General features: G+C 69.2%; 21 protein-coding genes. 13 read left to right on the top strand and 8 right to left on the bottom strand.

All coding sequences use genetic code 11. The annotated features are described in order from the left end of the window. Positions 1–91 precede the first annotated feature (91 nt). Positions 92–361, bottom strand: a complete 270-nt coding sequence (locus tag DI526_RS20020; RefSeq protein WP_304281688.1) for a HigA family addiction module antitoxin — start codon at positions 359–361, stop codon at positions 92–94. Between the two features lie 157 nt (positions 362–518). Between DI526_RS20020 and DI526_RS20025 the strand changes: the two genes are divergently transcribed. Beyond that, complete coding sequence (locus DI526_RS20025; protein WP_304281691.1) at positions 519–764, top strand: DUF2188 domain-containing protein; 246 nt, start codon at positions 519–521, stop codon at positions 762–764. 132 nt (positions 765–896) lie between these two features. After that, positions 897–1,202, top strand: a complete 306-nt coding sequence (locus DI526_RS20030) for a hypothetical protein (protein WP_304281693.1) — start codon at positions 897–899, stop codon at positions 1,200–1,202. Between the two features lies 1 nt (position 1,203). Here DI526_RS20030 and DI526_RS20035 read toward each other — a convergent pair whose 3' ends face one another. Beyond that, the gene (locus DI526_RS20035; RefSeq protein WP_304281696.1) at positions 1,204–1,428 is read right to left on the bottom strand and encodes a hypothetical protein; all 225 of its coding nucleotides are present in this window, start codon (positions 1,426–1,428) and stop codon (positions 1,204–1,206) included. Positions 1,429–1,594: 166 nt separating this feature from the next. Beyond that, on the bottom strand, positions 1,595–1,990 hold the full coding sequence (locus DI526_RS20040) for a hypothetical protein (protein ID WP_304281699.1): 396 nt from the start codon (positions 1,988–1,990) through the stop codon (positions 1,595–1,597). A 179-nt stretch (positions 1,991–2,169) separates the two neighbouring features. On the opposite strand from DI526_RS20040, the gene DI526_RS20045 reads away from it, so the two are divergent. From DI526_RS20045 to DI526_RS20065, 5 genes are all read left to right on the top strand, one after another. Next, entirely contained in the window at positions 2,170–2,643 is a 474-nt protein-coding gene (locus tag DI526_RS20045) for a chemotaxis protein CheW (protein ID WP_304281702.1), read from the top strand. Between the two features lie 86 nt (positions 2,644–2,729). Continuing rightward, on the top strand, positions 2,730–3,263 hold the full coding sequence (locus DI526_RS20050; RefSeq protein WP_304281707.1) for a hypothetical protein: 534 nt from the start codon (positions 2,730–2,732) through the stop codon (positions 3,261–3,263). Positions 3,264–3,347: 84 nt separating this feature from the next. Then, positions 3,348–4,448, top strand: coding sequence for a Zn-dependent alcohol dehydrogenase (locus DI526_RS20055; protein WP_304281710.1), 1,101 nt, complete (start codon positions 3,348–3,350; stop codon positions 4,446–4,448). A gap of 76 nt (positions 4,449–4,524) precedes the next feature. Then, positions 4,525–6,585: a phosphocholine-specific phospholipase C gene (locus DI526_RS20060; protein WP_304281713.1), complete on the top strand. Its 2,061-nt coding sequence runs from the start codon at positions 4,525–4,527 to the stop codon at positions 6,583–6,585. A 170-nt stretch (positions 6,586–6,755) separates the two neighbouring features. Continuing rightward, positions 6,756–8,054, top strand: a complete 1,299-nt coding sequence (locus tag DI526_RS20065) for a M20/M25/M40 family metallo-hydrolase (protein ID WP_304281715.1) — start codon at positions 6,756–6,758, stop codon at positions 8,052–8,054. 3 nt (positions 8,055–8,057) lie between these two features. Here the strand turns inward: DI526_RS20065 and DI526_RS20070 are convergent, their stop codons facing one another. The 3 genes from DI526_RS20070 to ctrA all read right to left on the bottom strand — a co-directional run bounded on the left by DI526_RS20070 (position 8,058) and on the right by ctrA (position 10,921). Continuing rightward, positions 8,058–8,570 carry a hypothetical protein gene (locus tag DI526_RS20070; protein WP_304281717.1) on the bottom strand — a complete coding sequence of 171 codons (513 nt, stop codon included), beginning with the start codon at positions 8,568–8,570 and terminating at the stop codon, positions 8,058–8,060. Between the two features lie 75 nt (positions 8,571–8,645). Beyond that, the gene (locus DI526_RS20075; protein WP_304281746.1) at positions 8,646–10,001 is read right to left on the bottom strand and encodes a peptidoglycan DD-metalloendopeptidase family protein; all 1,356 of its coding nucleotides are present in this window, start codon (positions 9,999–10,001) and stop codon (positions 8,646–8,648) included. Between the two features lie 224 nt (positions 10,002–10,225). Further along, positions 10,226–10,921, bottom strand: a complete 696-nt coding sequence (ctrA, locus tag DI526_RS20080) for a response regulator transcription factor CtrA (RefSeq protein ID WP_304281720.1) — start codon at positions 10,919–10,921, stop codon at positions 10,226–10,228. A gap of 585 nt (positions 10,922–11,506) precedes the next feature. On the opposite strand from ctrA, the gene fliI reads away from it, so the two are divergent. Together fliI and DI526_RS20090 are read left to right on the top strand one after the other, a co-directional pair. Further along, the gene (gene fliI, locus DI526_RS20085; protein ID WP_304281723.1) at positions 11,507–12,841 is read left to right on the top strand and encodes a flagellar protein export ATPase FliI; all 1,335 of its coding nucleotides are present in this window, start codon (positions 11,507–11,509) and stop codon (positions 12,839–12,841) included. Then, positions 12,841–13,257, top strand: a complete 417-nt coding sequence (locus DI526_RS20090; protein WP_304281725.1) for a flagellar export protein FliJ — start codon at positions 12,841–12,843, stop codon at positions 13,255–13,257. The genes fliI and DI526_RS20090 overlap by 1 nt, the downstream gene beginning before the upstream one ends. Positions 13,258–13,290: 33 nt before the next feature. On the opposite strand, the gene DI526_RS20095 is transcribed toward DI526_RS20090, so the two are convergent. Next, positions 13,291–13,827, bottom strand: coding sequence for a hypothetical protein (locus DI526_RS20095; protein WP_304281728.1), 537 nt, complete (start codon positions 13,825–13,827; stop codon positions 13,291–13,293). Between the two features lie 279 nt (positions 13,828–14,106). Here DI526_RS20095 and DI526_RS20100 point away from each other — a divergent pair, with 279 nt between their 5' ends. The 4 genes from DI526_RS20100 (at position 14,107) to DI526_RS20115 (ending at position 17,205) form a co-directional block, all read left to right on the top strand. Continuing rightward, positions 14,107–14,613, top strand: coding sequence for a VOC family protein (locus tag DI526_RS20100; RefSeq protein WP_304281731.1), 507 nt, complete (start codon positions 14,107–14,109; stop codon positions 14,611–14,613). Positions 14,614–14,740: 127 nt separating this feature from the next. Continuing rightward, positions 14,741–15,130, top strand: a complete 390-nt coding sequence (locus DI526_RS20105; protein WP_304281734.1) for a BlaI/MecI/CopY family transcriptional regulator — start codon at positions 14,741–14,743, stop codon at positions 15,128–15,130. Then, positions 15,127–16,788 carry a M56 family metallopeptidase gene (locus DI526_RS20110; protein ID WP_304281737.1) on the top strand — a complete coding sequence of 554 codons (1,662 nt, stop codon included), beginning with the start codon at positions 15,127–15,129 and terminating at the stop codon, positions 16,786–16,788. Before DI526_RS20105 ends, DI526_RS20110 begins: the two co-directional genes overlap by 4 nt. A gap of 150 nt (positions 16,789–16,938) precedes the next feature. Continuing rightward, positions 16,939–17,205: a DUF2798 domain-containing protein gene (locus DI526_RS20115; protein WP_304281740.1), complete on the top strand. Its 267-nt coding sequence runs from the start codon at positions 16,939–16,941 to the stop codon at positions 17,203–17,205. Positions 17,206–17,257: 52 nt separating this feature from the next. Here the strand turns inward: DI526_RS20115 and DI526_RS20120 are convergent. Further along, positions 17,258–17,608, bottom strand: a 351-nt coding sequence (locus tag DI526_RS20120) for a sigma-70 family RNA polymerase sigma factor (protein ID WP_304281743.1), incomplete at its 5' end; no start/stop codon positions are given.

Genomic DNA, 17,608 nt, shown 5'->3' on the forward strand with positions numbered 1-17,608 from the left:
AACCGCCCTGCTGCATTCGATCCATCCCGCTTAGATAACCCTACACTGCCCGCGGCGTGATTTTCTCCAGCTCCGCGCCCATCTTCCGACGCTACTCCATCAAGTCGTAGCTGTTCTGGAGGCCGAGCCAGAACCCGTCCGACAGCCGCCAATAGCGCCCAAGCCTTAGGTCAATGTCAGCGCTCACGGCGCGCTTGCCGCGCACAATCTCGTTGATCCGGCGGGGCGGCAAGCCGATGGCCTTGGCCAGAGCCGTCTGGCTCATGCCGATCGGCTTGAGGAAGTCTTCCAGCAGGATATCGGCCGGCGTCGGATTGGGCAGCCAGTCTCTGGGGCCGACGGCTGCGGTCGATCTCGCCATTGTCGACTCCTTCGAGAGTAATCCACCACAGATCGCGCCAGCAATCGCACTCCCGCTTGGCGTGACCATCACCACGCCCCTTTCCGACAAGACAGCGCCATCGGAACCGCCCAGGGTGGCGGGCCGTTTCGACGTCCAAGCTTCACGGAGACGCCCCATGACCGAAGTCACCTACACCATCGTCGAGCATGACGGCGGCTGGGCCTACAAGGTGGGCGACACCTTCTCCGAGACCTTCCCCAGCCATGACGCGGCGCTGAAGGCGGCCCAGCGCGCGGCCGGCGAGCAGCGCCTGCCCGGTGAGACCGAAGGCATCGTCTACGAGGACAAGCAGGCCGTCTGGCACCAGGAGGTCTCGTCCGGCGACGACCGTCCGACGACCCGCGTCCAGGACGCCGAGTAAGGTCGGCGCCGCAGCGTGGCCGGCGCGCCACGCTGCAGCGCTTCGGCGCGCCGCGTGGGAACGCGGTCCATGGTCAGGCTTTGTAAGGAGGAGGGTCGACGCGATCGGCCCGTCTCCAGGAGCCCCTTATCCATGGCCGGCAAGCCGCTGAAAATCGTGCCGCCCGTCTCGGGCGTGGCTGAAATCTACGACCTCGGGCGCGGCCCCGAATCCACCGCCGAGCGGGTCCAGCGCCTCCAGGCCGAAGCGCGCATGCTGGCCCGCGAGGAGGTGGAGCGGCTGGAGCGCGACATGCGTCGCCTCGCCGAGCAGGCCCGCACCATCGCCGACGGCGGCGAGGCCTATCCCGCTGGCATCCGCGAACTGACGGGCCGGATTTCGGTCGACACCGTCCAGCGCGCGGAAATCCTGCAGGCGCTGCTGCAGCGACTAGGCTAACTCAAACCGCGTTGGCCATCCGCCGCAGGCGCCGCGCCAGGTCCTCCGGCCGGTCGGCGATCTGGTCGAACAGGGCCTGCACCTCGGCCTCGCCGAAGCCGGCGGCTCGCAGGGTGCGCCAGGCGCCGGCCAGCACCGCCTCGGCGATATCGAGGCGATCTTCGGTCAGGCGCAGGCCGGCGCCGAACGGGCTTTGCGACAGGGACGACGGAGCGATCGGCGACATGGAAGCTCTCCTGCGGCTGGGGAGTAATGTTCCTTTTTTGTTCTCATTCCGGCGCGGAGTCGAGTCTCCCGAAGCTTAAGCGCGACAAAAAGCCCCAGGACCGGTTGATCCTGGGGCTTCAAGGCGGATCGTCGGCTCACAACGACGACCCGATCGTCCGTGTGTCTCAGCGGCACACGGTTCGTTCGTAGTAGCTGCCGCTCCAGCGATCGTACTCGCGCGTGGTCCAGCATTCGCGGTCGCCGTAGTAGGGGCGCGGGGCGTAGCCATAGCCATACCCGTAGGCGCGCGGCGGGGGCGGGGACGGCGGCGCATAGGCGCGGCGGCCATAGTAACGATCGTCGTAGCGATCGCGCCGATCGTTGTCGGACAAGGCCGCGCCGACCGCCAGGCCCAGCACGCCGGCGGCGATGGCGGCCACGGCGACGTCGTCGCCCTTGCTCTTGTGATAGCGGTGATAATAGCGCGGATCGGCCGAAGCCGTGGTCGCGGCGGCGACCAGCGACAGGGCCGCGACACCGGCTCCGACCCGGCCGAGCGTGTTGACGATTTTGCGGACCATGACGGCCTCCCTGACCTCTCCCGCTTCCGGCGCGGCGCACCGCGCCGAAGCGTCAGAAGGACGATCGGCCTCGCCGCCTGAACGGCGCCTGAACGAATTTGCAAGGTTGGCTGGAACCGGTTTGTTCATCTTTTTCCCAGAACGTGCCGCTGACGAATTCGCGCTCCCCGGAGGCCGCCATGACCAACACCGTGTCCTACGCCCAAGGCCAGGCCCTGCAGGTCCTGTCGTTCGAGGTGGGCGCCCAGACCTATTGCGTGCCCGTCAGCGCCGTCCGCGAGATCCGCGGCGTCACCCCGCCGACCCCGCTGCCCGACGCGCCGCCGTTCGTGCGCGGCGTGATCAACCTGCGCGGCCAGGTGATGCCGGTCATCGACCTGTCGCAACGCCTGGGCAAGGGCGCGGCGCAGGACGGTCCGCGCCAGGTGATCATCGTCGTCGAGAACCAGACCGACGTCGCCGGCCTGCTGGTCGACGCCGTCTGCGACAGCTTCACCGTCGAAGCCGACGCGATCAATCCGCCGCCGTCGCTGGGCGACGTCGAGGACTCGCCGCTGGTCTCGGCGGTGATCACCAGCACCGAGGGCCAGATGACGGTCCTGCTGGCCGTCAGCCGCATCCTGCCCGAGCGCCCGATCGCCCTGGCGGCCTAAACGCCCGCGCGAGCCGCGCGCCGGCTTGCCACCTTCCGTCGCATCGAACACCCTGCTCGCCGGAGTCGGAGCGGGGGTTGCGTATCGTGGGCGAGACAGTTGAGCGTAGCGGGACCGAGCCCGCGGAGCTTTGGCGGCTCTGGCGTTCGCTGCACCGCCTGTTTCCGACCTGGGCCCTGATCCCCGAGAGCTTCGTCACGCCCGGCGCCTGGGGCTATCTGGGCCTGGACTTCCTCAGCGGGTTTCGACGCAACCCGACGACCCTGAAGGCCTTCGCGCTGCTCGACGGAGTCAGCGACGCGCTGTTCGACGGCCTGACGGCGCTGGCGGCCCTGAACGCGCGCCGGCAGGACCAGCTGCTGCGGGTCGTCATCGTGGCCTACCTGACCGTCCCTCTCTCGATCCTCGCCCTGGTGGCCGAACTGGCCGGCGCGGACCTGATGAGCTTCGTGAAGGCGCACCAGAACATCACCTTGTGGATCGCCCTCACCCTGACCGCCGCGCCTGTCGGCTACATGATGAGCACGTGGCGGTCGAAGCAGGTGATCGGCGTGCTGGACCTGATCCGCATCGAGCGCCAGCAGCGGCCCTACACAGCGCTCGAACTCCGCGACGAGTAGGCGCCCAAACATTTGTTCGAAAGGCCTCTTCCGCTCGCCCCGAGCGGGACGCTAGTCTCCGCCCAAACAAAAAGGGAGACGAGCATGAAGGCCGCAGTTCTGCGCGAGGTGGGCAAGCCCCTCGAGATCGAGACCGTGGCCATCGGCAAGCCCGGCCCGCGCGAGGTGCTGATCCGCACCAAGGCCGCCGGCGTCTGCCACTCGGATCTGCACTTCATCGAGGGCTCCTATCCTCACCCCCTGCCCGCCGTGCTGGGCCACGAGAGCGCCGGGATCGTCGAGGCGGTCGGTTCGGAGGTGCGGACGGTCAAGGTCGGCGACCACGTCATCACCTGCCTCAACCCCTATTGCGGCCACTGCGAGGTCTGCCTGACCGGGCACATGAACCTGTGCATCAGCCCCGAGACCCGTCGCGGAAAGAGCGAGGCGCCGCGCCTGTTCAAGGAAGACATGAACGGCGGAACCGGTCCGATGGCCCAGTTCCTGAACCTGTCGTCCTTCGCCGAGATGATGCTGGTCCACGAGCACGCCTGCGTGGCCGTGCGCAAGGACATGCCGTTCGACCGCGCCGCCCTGATCGGCTGCGCCGTGACGACGGGCGTCGGGGCGGTGATCCAGACTTCCAGCGTCCGGGCCGGCGAGACCGTGGCGGTGATCGGCTGCGGCGGCGTGGGCCTGGCCACCATCAACGGCGCGGCGATCGCCGGCGCGGGGCGGATCATCGCCATCGACCGCGTGCCGGCCAAGCTGGAGCTGGCCAAGACCTTCGGCGCGACGGACGTGATCGACGGCTCGCAGGTCGACGACATCGCCAAGGCGGTGATCGAGCTGACCGGCGGCGGCGTGCAGCACAGCTTCGAGGCCATCGGCCTGAAAGCCACCGCCGAAGCCTCGTTCAAGATGCTGAGGCGCGGCGGCACGGCCAACATCATCGGCATGATCCCGGTCGGCACCAAGATCGAGCTGCACGGCCCCGACTTCCTGGGCGAGCGACGCATCCAGGGCAGCTATATGGGCTCCAACCGCTTCCCGGTCGACATGCCGCGGCTGGTGGACTTCTACATGTCGGGCAAGCTGAAGCTGGACGAGCTGATCTCGCGCCGGATCAAGCTGGACGACGTCAACTCGGCCTTCGACGAGCTGAAGCGCGGCGAGCTGGCGCGTTCGGTGATCGTGTTCGAGTGAAACTGGTCTAGTCCAGTTGTCACAGGACTGAAAAATATCTCATGCTATCTCCGGTCCCGTTCACCGGAGTCCCGCCATGCCCCAGATCGACCGCCGCGGCCTCTTGGCCGCCATCGGCGCCCTGACCCTGCCGCCGGCCCTCGCGCGCGCGGCGGCCATCGACGCCGACGTTCGCAGCGGCACGATCCAGGACGTCGAGCACGTGGTGATCCTGATGCAGGAGAACCGGGGCTTCGACCACTATTTCGGGACGCTGAACGGGGTGCGGGGCTTTGGCGACCGCTTCCCGGTCCCGGTGCGCGACGCGGCGGGCCGCAAGGACGCCTCGGTGTTCGTCCAGGCCTATGACAAGGACAAGCTGCTGGCGCCGTTCCCGCTGAACAGCGCCCAGACCTTCGCCCACATGCGGGTCGAGGGCACGCCGCACAGCTGGACCGACGCCCAGGACGCCTGGGACCAGGGCCGCATGGACCGCTGGCCGGACGCCAAGCACCCCTGGTCGATGGGCTATTTCCAGCGCGCGGACATCCCGTTCCAGTACGCCCTGGCCGACGCCTTCACCCTCTGCGACGCCTATCATTGCGCGACCCAGACCGGGACCAACACCAACCGCCTGTTCCTGTGGACCGGGACCAACGACCCGGCGGGCAAGGCCGGCGGTCCGTCGATCTCGAACAGCCACGACAACTTCGCCGACAAGGGCGGGGCCAAGGAGTCGTACCGCTGGACCACCTATCCCGAGCGGCTGCAGACGGCCGGCGTCTCCTGGCGCATCTACCAGGACATGGCCGACAACTTCACCGACAACCCCCTGGCGGGGTTCAAGGCCTATCGCGACGCCTACAAGGACCTGCCGGGCTCGGACCAGACTCTGAAGACACTGGGCCTGTCGACCTGGCACCTGGACAAGCTGCGCGAGGACGTCGTCAACGGCCGCCTGCCGCAGGTGTCGTGGATCATCGCCCCGGCCGCCGACAGCGAGCACCCGAACCCCTCCAGCCCGGCCCAGGGCGCGGACTACACCGCCCGGGTGATCGACGCCCTGACCGCCGATCCCAAGGTCTGGGCGCGGACCGTGTTCCTGGTGATGTTCGACGAGAACGACGGCTTCTTCGACCACATGCCGCCGCCCTCGCCCGCCTCGCTGGGTCCGGACGGCAAGCTGCTGGGCGGGACGACGGTCGACGAGACCGGCATGCGCCACGTTGTGCGTAACCCGACCGAGGCCAAGTCAGAACGCGACGACCTGATGGGCCGGCCCTATGGCCTGGGTCCGCGCGTGCCGCTGTATGTGATCTCGCCCTGGAGCCGGGGCGGCTGGGTCAACAGCCAGGTGTTCGACCACACGTCGGTGATCCGCTTCCTCGAAGCGCGCTTTGGCGTCGCCGAGCCCAACATCGCCCCGTGGCGGCGCGCGGTCTGCGGCGACCTGACGACCTGCTTCGACTTCAAGACGCCGAACGCCCGGCCGTTCGCGCCCCTGCCCGCCACGGCCGAGGCCGCCAAGCGCGCCAACGCCCTCGGCCGCACCAAGCCGCCGACGCCGACCGCGGTCGTGGCCCCCGTCCAGGCCAAGGGGACCCGGCCCTCGCGCGCCCTGCCCTACGCCCTCAGCGTCGACGCCGAGGTCCGCGACGGCGCCGCGCGGCTGAAGCTCGCCAACACCGGCCAGCAGGCGGCCGTGCTGCACGTCTATGACAAGCTGCGGCTCGAGACGGTTCCGCGCCGCTACACCCTGGCCCCGGGCGCGAGCCTTGAGGACGCCTGGCCGGCCGGCGCCTACGACCTGTGGGTGCTGGGCCCGAACGGCTTCCACCGGCGCTTCGCGGGGACAAGCGAAGGCGTCGAGGTCAGCGCCCGCGCCGAGGGCGACGCCCTGCGGGTCAGCGCGGTCAATAACGGCCGCGAGCCCCGGGCCCTGATCGTGGACGTGATGGACGGCGCGCGCCTGCACGTGGCCCTGGCGCCGGGCGAGACCCGCTCGACCACCCTGCCGACCCGCCAGGGCTGGTACGACGTCACCGCCCGCCTCGACGGCGCTCCCGCGTGGCTGCGGCGGGTGTCAGGCCGCATCGAGACCGGCAGGGACTCGATCAGCGATCCCTGGATGGGCGGTCCGGCGGTGCTGACGGTCTGAATTCCGACCTCCCCGGCGAATGCCGGGGCCCAGATCGAACCCACGGTGTGAGCTAAGTTCGCACAGGGCTTAGGCGCACGCGCCCCAATCGTTCGAGATGAATCTGGGCCCCGGCATTCGCCGGGGAAATCGGATAGGGGTTAGGTCCGGGATTCGTTCAGGACGCCGCCATGACCCTTCGCCACACTACTTCCGTCGTCGCCCTGGCCTTGGCCCTGACGGCCGCGCCGGCCTTCGCCGCGCCCAAGGCCGATCCGGCCAAGACGGTCGGCAAGATCGTCGCCTCGCCGGCCTTCCAGAAGGCGGTGGCCAAGCTGGACGCCGACTACGACCGCACGGTCGCCGACATCATCACCCTGACCGAAATTCCCGCCCCGCCCTTCAAGGAGGAGCAGCGGGCCAAGGCCTATCTCGAGATGCTGAAGGCCCACGGCCTCACCAACGTCGAGATGGACGCCGAGGGCAATGTCATGGGGGTGCGGCCGGGAACCGTCACCAAGGGCAAGGGCCCGTTCGTGGTCATCGCCGCCCACCTGGACACCGTCTTCCCCGAAGGCACGGACGTGAAGGTCAAGCGCGAGGGGACCAGGCTGATGGCGCCGGGTATCGGCGACGACACCCGTGCGCTCTCCACGCTGCTGGCCTATGTCCGCGCGATGGACGCGGCCGGGATCAAGACCAAGGCCGACATCCTGTTCGTCGGCAATGTCGGCGAGGAAGGGCCGGGCGACCTGCGCGGCACGCGGTTCCTGTTCAACAAGGGTCCGTACAAGGGCCGGATCAGCGCCTTCTTCTCGATGGACGGCGGCGCGCCCGAGCAGGTGGTCGATCGCGGCACCGGCTCCAAGCGTTATCGGGTGACCTTCACCGGTCCCGGTGGTCACAGCTACGGCGCGTTCGGCATCGTCAATCCGATGGTCGCCATGGCCAAGGCGGTCACCGACCTCTACGCCATCCAGCCGCCGAAGGATCCCAAGACCACCTATTCGGCCAGCGTCACCGGCGGCGGCACCTCGGTGAACTCGATCCCGCACGACGTCTTCATGGAGTTCGACATGCGCTCGGAAAGCGCGGCCGAACTGGCCAAGCTGGACCAGACGTTCATCGGCCTTCTCGACAAGGCGGTCGCCAGCGAGAACGCCGCCCGCTCGACCCGGGCCGGGGCGGTGACCTATGCGGCGAAGGTGATCGGCGAACGGCCGGCCGGCGCCACCCCCGAGACAACCGACATCTGGCTCCTGACGCGGGCGGCGATTACGACGCTGGGCTACAAGCCGTCGATGGACGCCAGCTCGACCGACGCCAATGTCCCGATGAGCCTGGGTATCCCCGCCCTGACGATCGGAGCGGGTATCAAGGGCGGCCGCGCCCACGCCCTCGACGAGTGGATCGACGTGGAGAAGGCCCCGGCGCTGAAGGGCATGCAGGTGGGCCTGGCCGCCCTGCTGGCCGTGGCGGGCGTCGACTGACGTTCAGGGCGCCGACAGGATGATCAGCACGGCCGGGATCACGGTCCCGGCCCCCAGCAGGATCCAGGAGAGCGTCTTCTCGCGCCCGTAGGCGAGCGCCATCCAGGCGCCCAGCACGGTGGCGGCGGCCAGGGCGATCGAAACCAGAAGGAAGAAGGCCTTGAGCAGGGTCACGGCCAGCTTGGGCTTTGCCGGGGTCTTGGCTTCCGGCGGCTTGGCTTCGGGCGGCTTGGCGGCCGTGGGCGCGGCCGGCCTGGCCCCTTCGGCGGCGGGCGGGCCGGGTCGCTTGCCGTGGGCCCGATAGACCTGGACCTTGTGCACCATGCCCAGCTTCTCGATCACGGGCGGCGGGACATAGGCCTCGTGCGCCTCATGCAGCTTGTAGATCTGCAGCGCCCCGGTCAGGGCGAACAGCAGCACGCTGGGCGCGATCAGCAGGCCAAGATAGGTGTGGATGCGCCGGACGGCGGCGAAACGCAGGGCCGGGTTGCTGCGAGGCTTGGGCGCGCGGGCCATGTCGAAAGCTCCTGAAAGCGACTAAGCCCGAGCTTCCCGCGCCGATCGCCGCCGCGCCTAGCGCCAGATCAAATTCTACTCGCTCTTGCCATGGTCGAGGTTGGCGAGCCGGGGCGTGTCCAGCACCGCGCCGCCGTCGGCCAGCATCCGGTCGATCTGCGCCTTCTGCGAGCGGAAGGCCGCCAGCTCCGAGCCGGCCAGCACCGTCCCCTGCGGCACCTTGGCGCCGATCGGATTGACCCGTTGGCCGCGCTGCCAGATCTCGTAGTGCAGGTGCGGGCCCGACGCGAGGCCGGTCGAGCCGACATAGGCCACCACCTGGCCCTGGCGCACCTTCACGCCCGGACGGATGCCCGGGGCGTAGCGCGAGATGTGGCCGTAGCCGGTGTCCCAGTTGCCCGAATGACGGATGCGCAGCCAGTTGCCATAGCCGCCCCAGCGCTTGGCCTCCAGCACGACGCCGTCGCCGGCCGCCAAGATTGGGGTGCCCGTACCGGCCCCGAAGTCGACGCCCTGGTGGGCGCGGGTGTAGCCCAGCACCGGGTGGCGGCGCATCCCGAACACCGAGGTGATGCGCGCGCCGTCGACCGGCGTCCGCAGCAGGAAGCCTTTGATGTTCTTGCCCAACTCGTCGAAGAACTGCGGCTTGCCGTCCGTATCCTTGCGGTCGAAGGCGTAGAACTTCTGGCCCTTGACCTCGGCGTATTCGAGGTCGCCGGCCTCGATCGTGCGGCCGCTCTCGGTGACCTTGCGCTCGAACACCAGGCAGAAGCGGTCGCCTTCCTGGATGTCGCGCGAGAAGTCGATCTTGTGCGAGAACAGCTTGGCCGCCTGGCTGATCACCTGCGGCGTGCCGCCGACGCTGGCCACGCTCTCGTAGAACGAGCCGTTCATCTCGCCGCACGCGACCTTCTTCTCGTCGCGGACCTTCTCCTCCAGCTCGCGCAGGCGCAGGGCGCCGTCGAAGGTGCGCGAGACGGTCAGGGTCGAGGACGGGCTGGCGCGCATGGACAGGCCGATCAGGCGCGCCGGACCGCGCTGGTCGCGCCGCTGGGCGATGGCGGTCTCGAAGGCCATGCCGGCTTTGATGTTGACGGTGTCGATCGCGCCTTGCAGCACCGCGACGACCTGGCGGGCGTCCTCCGCCGTCACGCCGGCGCGCTGCACGGCGCCCAGCAGGGTCTCGCCCGGACGGACCTTGACCGCGACGTTCTCGGGACGCTCGAAGCCCGGCTGGGCCTCGGCGCCGGCGAAGGCGACGTGCTGCAGGGCGGTCAGGGCGGCGGGATCCAGCGGCGCCTTGTCGGCGGGGGCCTTGACGTCATCGGCGGTCAGCTTGAGCCCCAGGCCCAGGGCGGCCAGACCGGCGATGGCGGTGAACAGCCTCGGCGCCCAGCGCGTAGCGCCGCGTCGCGGATCGAATTCCTGCATCGTGCCCCCGTCGATGTCGACGCCGCGCAAGTCTTGCAACACGGCCGGGAAGCCCCCCGGCGCCCGCGCCGGACCTTGGTCGCCCCCGCCCGCAGCGGCAAGGACTATCCAGCGCACCGGTCGATTTGTCACGCAGTCGGACGAGTCGCAAGCTGAGCCGAACCCAAAAGAAAAACGCCCGCCGTTTCGGGCGGGCGCTCTTGCGGATCCGGATCGCGGCCCTATCAGGCGGCGTTGATCTGCTCGTTCGGGTCGCGCAGGACGTAGCCCCGGCCCCAGACGGTTTCGATGTGGTGCTTGCCGTGGGCCGAAGCGGCCAGCTTCTTGCGCAGCTTGCAGATGAAGACGTCGATGATCTTCAGCTCGGGCTCGTCCATGCCGCCGTACAGGTGGTTCAGGAACATTTCCTTGGTCAGGGTCGTGCCCTTACGCAGGGAGAGCAGCTCGAGCATCTGATATTCCTTGCCGGTCAGATGCACGCGGTTGCCGTTCACTTCGACGGTCTTGGCGTCGAGGTTGACGATGATGTCGCCGGTCTTGATGACCGATTGGGCGTGCCCCTTCGAACGACGGACGACCGCGTGGATGCGGGCGATCATCTCGTCCTTGTGGAAGGGCTTGGTCATGTAGTCGTCGGCGCCGCCGGCGAAGGTTTTGACCTTGGTGTCGATCTCCGACGAGCCCGACAGGATCATGATCGGCGTGTTGATCTTCGCGACCCGCAGGGTGCGCAGAACGTCGATGCCGCTCATGTCGGGGAGGTTCAGGTCCAGAAGGATCAGGTCGTAGTCATAGATCTTGCCCAGATCCACGCCTTCTTCGCCCAGATCGGTCGTATAGACGTTGAAGCCTTCAGACTTCAGCATCAGTTCGATCGTCTGCGCGGTCGCGCTGTCATCCTCGATCAACAGTACGCGCATGAGCCCCTCCACGCCATTCTCGGCGTAATTCGACGTCTTGGCGGAACGCCGCCGGTTAAACCCTTCGGCCATCCTGCCGGAGAGTTAATTTAAGACTGGTTAATGGTGAATGTTCTGGTCGGTCGAATGGTTAATCTGATTTGCGAATCGGGTGCAAGCCGTCCCCCGACGCTTTGGCGCTTTGGTCGCAGGCGCCGCACCCGGACGTTCGAGGCGCTCTGGAACAAGGCCGCCGCGCCCGTGAAGGGGGGCCGTCACAGGGGTCCCCGCGCTACAGGAACCGTCCGGCCAAGCTCGTAGCACAGGCTGGCGGAGCGGCTCTTGCGGCGTTCTGTCGCGAGACTTTCGCCGCCGCGATCGCGCCGCCTGCGACGCCGCGACGCGGCGCTCGAAGCGCGCCTGTCGCCCCTTTCGGACGGTCGCGGCGCGCTCAGAGCGACCCGCCGCTTTCGCGGACCAATTGGTCGCACCCCAAGACGTCGCGCCCCCCGCTAGATTTCATACCTGGTTAACCACGTTGGCCGACTGTGGCGACACGGAGGCAATGGCCAAGCTCGGCGCCGCCGTAGGGTTTCGGGGTCCAGCTTGCGTAGTCTCATCGCCGCCGTCGAACGTATCGACCCGCTGACCGTCTATGGTCGGGTGGCCGCCGTGAACGGCCTGCTGATCGAGGCGCGCGGCGGCCTCACCCGCCTGGCGGTCGGCGCCCGGGTCGAGATCGAGCGGCTGGGCCAGACCGCCCTGCCCGCCGAGGTCGTCGGCTTCCGCGAGACCCGCGCCCTCCTGATGCCCTTCGGCCCCGTCGAGGGCGTGGCCCCGGGCGCGGAGATCCGTATCGTTCCCGAAGGCGCCGTGGTCCGCCCGACCAAGGCCTGGCTGGGCCGCATCATCAACGCCTTCGGCGAGCCGATCGACGGCCTGGGCCCGCTGCCCCAGGGCGAGGTTCCCTATCCGCTGAAGACGCCGCCGCCGCCGGCCCACGCGCGCGGCCGGGTGGGCGAGCGCCTGGACCTGGGCGTGCGGTCGATGAACGTCTTCACCACCACCTGCCGCGGCCAGCGCCTGGGCATCTTCGCCGGCTCGGGCGTCGGCAAGTCGGTGCTGCTGTCGATGCTGGCCAAGGAAGCCACCTGCGACGCCGTCGTGGTCGGCCTGATCGGCGAGCGGGGCCGCGAGGTGCGCGAGTTCGTCGAGGAGACCCTGGGCGAGGAAGGCCTGCGCCGCGCCGTCGTAGTCGTCGCCACCTCGGACGAACCGGCCCTGACCCGCCGCCAGGCCGCCTACATGACCCTGGCGGTCAGCGAGTATCTGCGCGACCAGGATCAAGAAGTCCTGTGCCTGATGGACTCGGTGACCCGCTTCGCCATGGCCCAGCGCGAGATCGGCCTGGCCGCCGGCGAGCCGCCGACCACCAAGGGCTATACGCCGACCGTGTTCACCGAGCTGCCCAAGCTCTTGGAGCGCGCCGGGCCCGGCCCGATCCGCGCCGACGGCACCACCGCCGCCCCGATCACCGCCCTCTTCACCGTGCTCGTCGACGGCGACGACCACAACGAGCCGATCGCCGACGCCACCCGCGGTATCCTGGACGGCCACATCGTCATGGAGCGGGCCATCGCCGAGCGCGGCCGCTTCCCGGCGATCAACGTCCTGAAGTCGATCAGCCGGACCATGCCCGGCTGCCAGCACCCGCACGAGCGCGACATCGTCAAGGGCGCGCGTCAGGTGATGGCCGCCTATTCGAACATGGAAGAGCTGATCCGCATCGGCGCCTATCGCGCCGGGGCCGACCCGGTGGTCGACCGCGCCATCCGCCTGAACCCGGCGATCGAGGCTTTCCTCAGCCAGGATAAGGAAGAGGCAACCAGTCTCGACGACTCTTTCGGCTTGCTGGGCCAGATCCTGCAGAGTGAGTATTGATGACCAAGTGGGCCGCGTCTCTGATCCGCATCTCCACCCACGAGGTCGAGACCCTGCAAAAGCGGCTCGCCGAGATCGTCGAGCGGCGCATGGCCGCCGAGATGCGGCTGGCGATGCTGGACGCCGAGGCCGAGGCGGAAGCCAAGCGCGCCGAGGGCGACGCCGCGGCCGGCTGGTACATGATCGGCTATCGCGAAGGCCATAAGCGCCGCCGCGCCGACATGCTGCTGCAGATCGACCAGTGCCACGAAGAAGAGATCGGCGCGCGCGACGCCCTGTCCGAGGCCTTCGAGAACCTCAAGAAGTACGAGCACGTCGCCGAACAGGCCAAGGTGCTGGCCGCCAAGAAGCAGGGCGCTTTCGAATCCGCCCAGCTGGACGAGCTGGGCCTGCGCCGCAAAGCGGCCGGGTTCTAGGGTCCGCGGGCCCGATCCGCGCTCCGTGACCGGCTAGTCGAACCGCGCGAAGACCTTGTGCGCGAAGATCGCCAGCAGGTGGTCGACCTGGTCCCAGCGAACCGTGCGCCAACCGATTTCAGTGTCATGCCGGTTGTGGTCGACCGGCCCCGGGTAGACGCCGCCGTAGATCACCTCCACCAGCCCGTCCTCTCCCGCGGAGAACGCGATATAGGGCGGCGGCTGGCCGGCCGGGTGGTCGGGCCGACGAATCTCCAGGCGGTAGGTCGAGGCCCGCCCCTCGCCCGTAAGCTCGAGCCGCGCCTCGCTACCCTGCGCGCGAGCGCGATCGACCAGGTTGCCGAGCAGGGGCTCCAGCCTTTCCCGAGCCATTTCGCCAAAGCCCAAGGCGGCGGCGGGGGGCCGTCGATCGGAGCTCTGGCCGACGCGGTCCGGCAAGCTCGTCGCCGCGCCCGCCGTCTTCGACGATCCGAACCTTGGCGCCCCCAATCCGAAGATCAAGGCGATACAACTCGCAACAAGCAGGAAAGCCAGGATGCCTGGCCATCCACCCAACGCTTCTAAGTCCATGGACGCCTCCACGACCGCCGTAGAGCCGTCGGCGCCCCGCGCGGGCATTGTCCTGGATCAACCTGTGCGCCGCGTCGCAAGCGGCGGGACGGCGACGCTCAAGGTTAATTCCAGGTCATGAAGCTCTTGTAAGTTGAGGCTTGAGGTCAGCGCCCGTAAACCCCGCGACCTCGACGCGTAACGTCGTTTTTTAAACAGCAATTGGCGAGCCCAAGCTCGGGCGCGCGACAGTCGTCGCGCGTCGTGAGCCCCGCTGCGCCCAGTCATTAGGGGTTTATCATGATCCATCATCTGTCCGTCAGCGCCATCGACCCTCAAGACGTGGCCCAATTCTTCGCCGACATCATGGGCGGCGTCGTCGTCGACTTCCCCCCCAATCCGGGGAGCTTCATGGTGTTCAAGGCCGACGGCATGGGCACGGCCATCGAGATCTATCCGGCCGGCAGCGTCATGGTTCCGAACGGCGAGCCCGGCGCGGTGTTCGAGCGCCAGGCCGACGGCGCCGCGCGCCGCTCGCCCACCCACTTCGCGCTCAGCGTCTCGATCGACGTGCAGGACGTGCTGGACCGCGCCGCCGCCAAGGGCTGGGACGCCTTTGTCTGCGACCGCGGCGGCCACTTTCACGTGGTCGAGGTCTGGATCGAGAACGCCTGGCTGGTCGAGGTGCTGCCGCTGGCCTTCGCGGCCGAGTATCTGGGCTTCGCCAATGCGGTCACCGAGATGGCCAATCCCAACGCCGCCCTCGACAGCCACCAGCCCCAGGCCCGCACGCTGGAGCACGCCTGAGGCCCGGCGGGAGCGGCGGCCGCCAGACCGTCGCTCCCACGCGCGCGGCGCATTACAGCGAGTTCACTTTCTTCGCTACACATGTAGCGCTACACATGTAGCGACACAGATTCAGCGGAGCCCGCCGATGATCGACGCCCTGCCCCGACGCGAGCGCGAGGTTTTCGAGACCCTGTGCCGCCTGGAAAGCGGCACGACCGCCGAGGTCCGCGCCGCCCTGGCCGATCCCTTGAGCGACTCCGCGGTCCGCACCCTGCTGGTCCGGCTGGAGAGCAAGGGGCTGGTGGAGCGCGCTTCCGGCGCGCACGGCGTCGCCTATCGCCCGGCCCAGGCCACCGAGACGGTCGCCGTGGGCGCGCTGCGCCGGCTGATCGACACCTTCTTCGCCGGCTCGGCCGCCAGCGCCGCCAGCGCCCTGCTGGGCCTGGGGCAGAAGCTGACGCCGCAGGAAGCCGCCGCCCTCGAGGCGATGATCGACAAGGCCGTCGAAACGAAGGCTGGGGAGGACAAGCAATGACCTGGACGCTGCTGATCTCGCTGCTGGTCAAGTCCAGCCTGGTCGCGGGCGGAGGCCTGGCCCTGTCGCGTCACCTGACCCGTCGCCCGGTCGAGCGGGTCGACATCCTGCGCGGAACGGTCTGCCTGCTGCTGGCCCTGCCGGTGATCATGAACGCCCTGCCGCCGATCGAGCTGGCCCTGCTGCCGCCGATCGAGGCCGCCCCCGTCGCCCTGCCGAGCGCCCTGGTCGCGACGACATCCCTGCCCGCCGCGTCGGCGCCGGCCTGGATCACGCCCGGCGCGATCCTTGGCGGCCTGTGGCTGCTGGGCGCGGCCCTGATCGGCGCCCGGCTGGCCCTGGGGCTCCAGACCCTGACCCGCTGGACCCGCAAGGCCGATCCGGTCACCTGCCCGGCCTGGCTGGCGCCGATCGACGACCTGCCGCCGGCCGACCGCCCCAACCTCGTCTGCTCAGACCGCGTCGCGGGCCCCTTGAGCTGGGGCGTCGCGCCAGGCGCCATCCTGATCGACCCCGCGACCTTGGCCGAGCGCCATACCGCCCCGGCGATCATGGCCCACGAGCTGGCCCACCTGCGCCGTCACGACTGGATCTTCCTGCTGATCTCGCGGGTCGTGCTGGCGATCTTCTGGTTCAACCCGCTGGTCTGGCGCCTGCACGCGGTGCTGCGCCAGCGCTCGGAGGAGGCCGCCGACGCCGCCGCGCTCGGCTTCGTCGACCGCGCCCTTTACGCCCGCACCCTGGTGCGCCTGGCCGCTCACCCCGCCCCGCTGCTGGCGCCCGTCGCCTCTCTGCCGATGGCCGCCGACAGCCGGACCCTGAAATCGAGGATCGCCAGCATCATGACCGACGCCCCCGCCCGCCGCCGCCCGCTGACCGTCGCCTTCTGCATCGGCGCCCTGGCGCTGGTCGCCGCGCCGCTGGCCGCCTTCGCCGTGACCCGCCAGATCGCGCCGCCCACGCCGCCGGTCCCGCCGGCCAAGATCGCCAGCACGCCCCTGCCGCCCGCGCCGCCGGCCGAAGCCGCCCCCGCCGCCGAGGCTGCGCCCGCCGCCCCTGCGGCCCCAGCAGCGCCGCCGGCGCCGCCAGCCCCGCCCGCTGCGGACGCCGCCGACGCCTATGACATGGCCCAGGCGAACTGGGACCGCGCCCAGGTTCGCGCTCAAGCCCGGTGGGCCCGCGCCCAGGCCGAGGCCGCCCGCGTCAACGCCGAGGATATCCGCCGCCAGGTCGAGGCGCACCGCGACGAGATCCAGGCCGCCGCGCAAGCGGCCGCCGCCCAGGCTCGCGCCCAGGCGCGCGTCTACGCCGAACAGGCGCGGCTCTCGGCCGACGAAGCCCGCCGCATCAGCGACGAGGCGCGCAAGAACGCCGAGCGGACCAGGGAGGTGGCGATCAGGCAGGCCCACATCGACATGGCCAGGGGCGCCGAGCAGATGCGCGTCGGCGCCCGCCAGATGCGCGAGGAAGCCGCCCGCCTGCGCGATCCGGCCTACCGCGCCAAGCAGATCGCCGACAACCGCGCCCGCGGCCAGACGGTGACCGACGAGGAGCTGAAGGCCCTGTCCCGCAGCCTGCCGAGCAAGGCCGACGACCTGGACCGCGAGGCCGACCGGCTGCAGGAACGCGCCGAGGAGCGCGGCAATCGACCCACTTGAGATTTATTCGCAAAGAGGATAGAGAGGTCTTGTCGCGCCCGCGACCGTAAGCGTCTCACGTCAGGCAACGCATCCCCTCCGGTTCCGGCCGGACAGCCGGAGCTCCTCCGGTGGATGCGAAATGGCCGGACCTCGTCAGTGAGACTTTCGATGCAATCTCATCCCTCGATCATCACGTTCCAGCGCCTGCCCGCCCGCTACGCGGCCGTCGTCATGCCTCTGGTGCTGTCGGTGATCATGACCTTCGTGGTGTCGGGCATCTCGACCTTGCGGTCGGTGGGCCTGTCGCCCGGGCTCGGGGCCACCTGGATGTCGGCCTGGGGCCTGTCGTGGCTGGTAGCCTTTCCCACCCTGCTGCTGGTGCTGCCGCTGGTGCGGCGCATCGTCGGCCTGATCGTGGCGCCGCCGGCGCGCTAGGTCATCAGCCCAAACAAGAAGGGCGGCTCGTGAGAGCCGCCCTCGCCGTGTCCTAGCTGTCCAGGAAGCTGCGCAGCTTGCGCGACCGCGACGGGTGCTTGAGCTTGCGCAGGGCCTTGGCCTCGATCTGGCGGATGCGTTCGCGGGTCACCGAAAACTGCTGGCCGACTTCTTCCAGCGTGTGGTCGGTGTTCATGCCGATGCCGAAGCGCATGCGCAGCACGCGCTCTTCACGCGGGGTCAGCGAGGCCAGCACGCGGGTGGTGGTTTCCCGCAGGTTCGACTGGATCGCCGCGTCGATCGGCAGGACGGCGTTCTTGTCCTCGATGAAGTCGCCCAGGTGGCTGTCTTCCTCGTCGCCGATCGGGGTTTCCAGCGAGATCGGCTCCTTGGCGATCTTCAG

The sequence above is a fragment of the Caulobacter segnis genome, from assembly GCF_003243465.1.
Lineage (GTDB): Bacteria > Pseudomonadota > Alphaproteobacteria > Caulobacterales > Caulobacteraceae > Caulobacter > Caulobacter segnis_A.

Coding starts and splice junctions, on each gene's coding strand:
- DI526_RS20020 (WP_304281688.1), bottom strand. CDS start 361: ATGGCGAGATCGACCGCAGCCGTCGGCCCCAGAGACTGGCTGCCCAAT.
- DI526_RS20025 (WP_304281691.1), top strand. CDS start 519: ATGACCGAAGTCACCTACACCATCGTCGAGCATGACGGCGGCTGGGCC.
- DI526_RS20030 (WP_304281693.1), top strand. CDS start 897: ATGGCCGGCAAGCCGCTGAAAATCGTGCCGCCCGTCTCGGGCGTGGCT.
- DI526_RS20035 (WP_304281696.1), bottom strand. CDS start 1,428: ATGTCGCCGATCGCTCCGTCGTCCCTGTCGCAAAGCCCGTTCGGCGCC.
- DI526_RS20040 (WP_304281699.1), bottom strand. CDS start 1,990: ATGGTCCGCAAAATCGTCAACACGCTCGGCCGGGTCGGAGCCGGTGTC.
- DI526_RS20045 (WP_304281702.1), top strand. CDS start 2,170: ATGACCAACACCGTGTCCTACGCCCAAGGCCAGGCCCTGCAGGTCCTG.
- DI526_RS20055 (WP_304281710.1), top strand. CDS start 3,348: ATGAAGGCCGCAGTTCTGCGCGAGGTGGGCAAGCCCCTCGAGATCGAG.
- DI526_RS20060 (WP_304281713.1), top strand. CDS start 4,525: ATGCCCCAGATCGACCGCCGCGGCCTCTTGGCCGCCATCGGCGCCCTG.
- DI526_RS20065 (WP_304281715.1), top strand. CDS start 6,756: ATGACCCTTCGCCACACTACTTCCGTCGTCGCCCTGGCCTTGGCCCTG.
- DI526_RS20070 (WP_304281717.1), bottom strand. CDS start 8,570: ATGGCCCGCGCGCCCAAGCCTCGCAGCAACCCGGCCCTGCGTTTCGCC.
- DI526_RS20075 (WP_304281746.1), bottom strand. CDS start 10,001: ATGCAGGAATTCGATCCGCGACGCGGCGCTACGCGCTGGGCGCCGAGG.
- ctrA (WP_304281720.1), bottom strand. CDS start 10,921: ATGCGCGTACTGTTGATCGAGGATGACAGCGCGACCGCGCAGACGATC.
- DI526_RS20090 (WP_304281725.1), top strand. CDS start 12,841: ATGACCAAGTGGGCCGCGTCTCTGATCCGCATCTCCACCCACGAGGTC.
- DI526_RS20095 (WP_304281728.1), bottom strand. CDS start 13,827: ATGGACTTAGAAGCGTTGGGTGGATGGCCAGGCATCCTGGCTTTCCTG.
- DI526_RS20100 (WP_304281731.1), top strand. CDS start 14,107: ATGATCCATCATCTGTCCGTCAGCGCCATCGACCCTCAAGACGTGGCC.
- DI526_RS20105 (WP_304281734.1), top strand. CDS start 14,741: ATGATCGACGCCCTGCCCCGACGCGAGCGCGAGGTTTTCGAGACCCTG.
- DI526_RS20110 (WP_304281737.1), top strand. CDS start 15,127: ATGACCTGGACGCTGCTGATCTCGCTGCTGGTCAAGTCCAGCCTGGTC.
- DI526_RS20115 (WP_304281740.1), top strand. CDS start 16,939: ATGCAATCTCATCCCTCGATCATCACGTTCCAGCGCCTGCCCGCCCGC.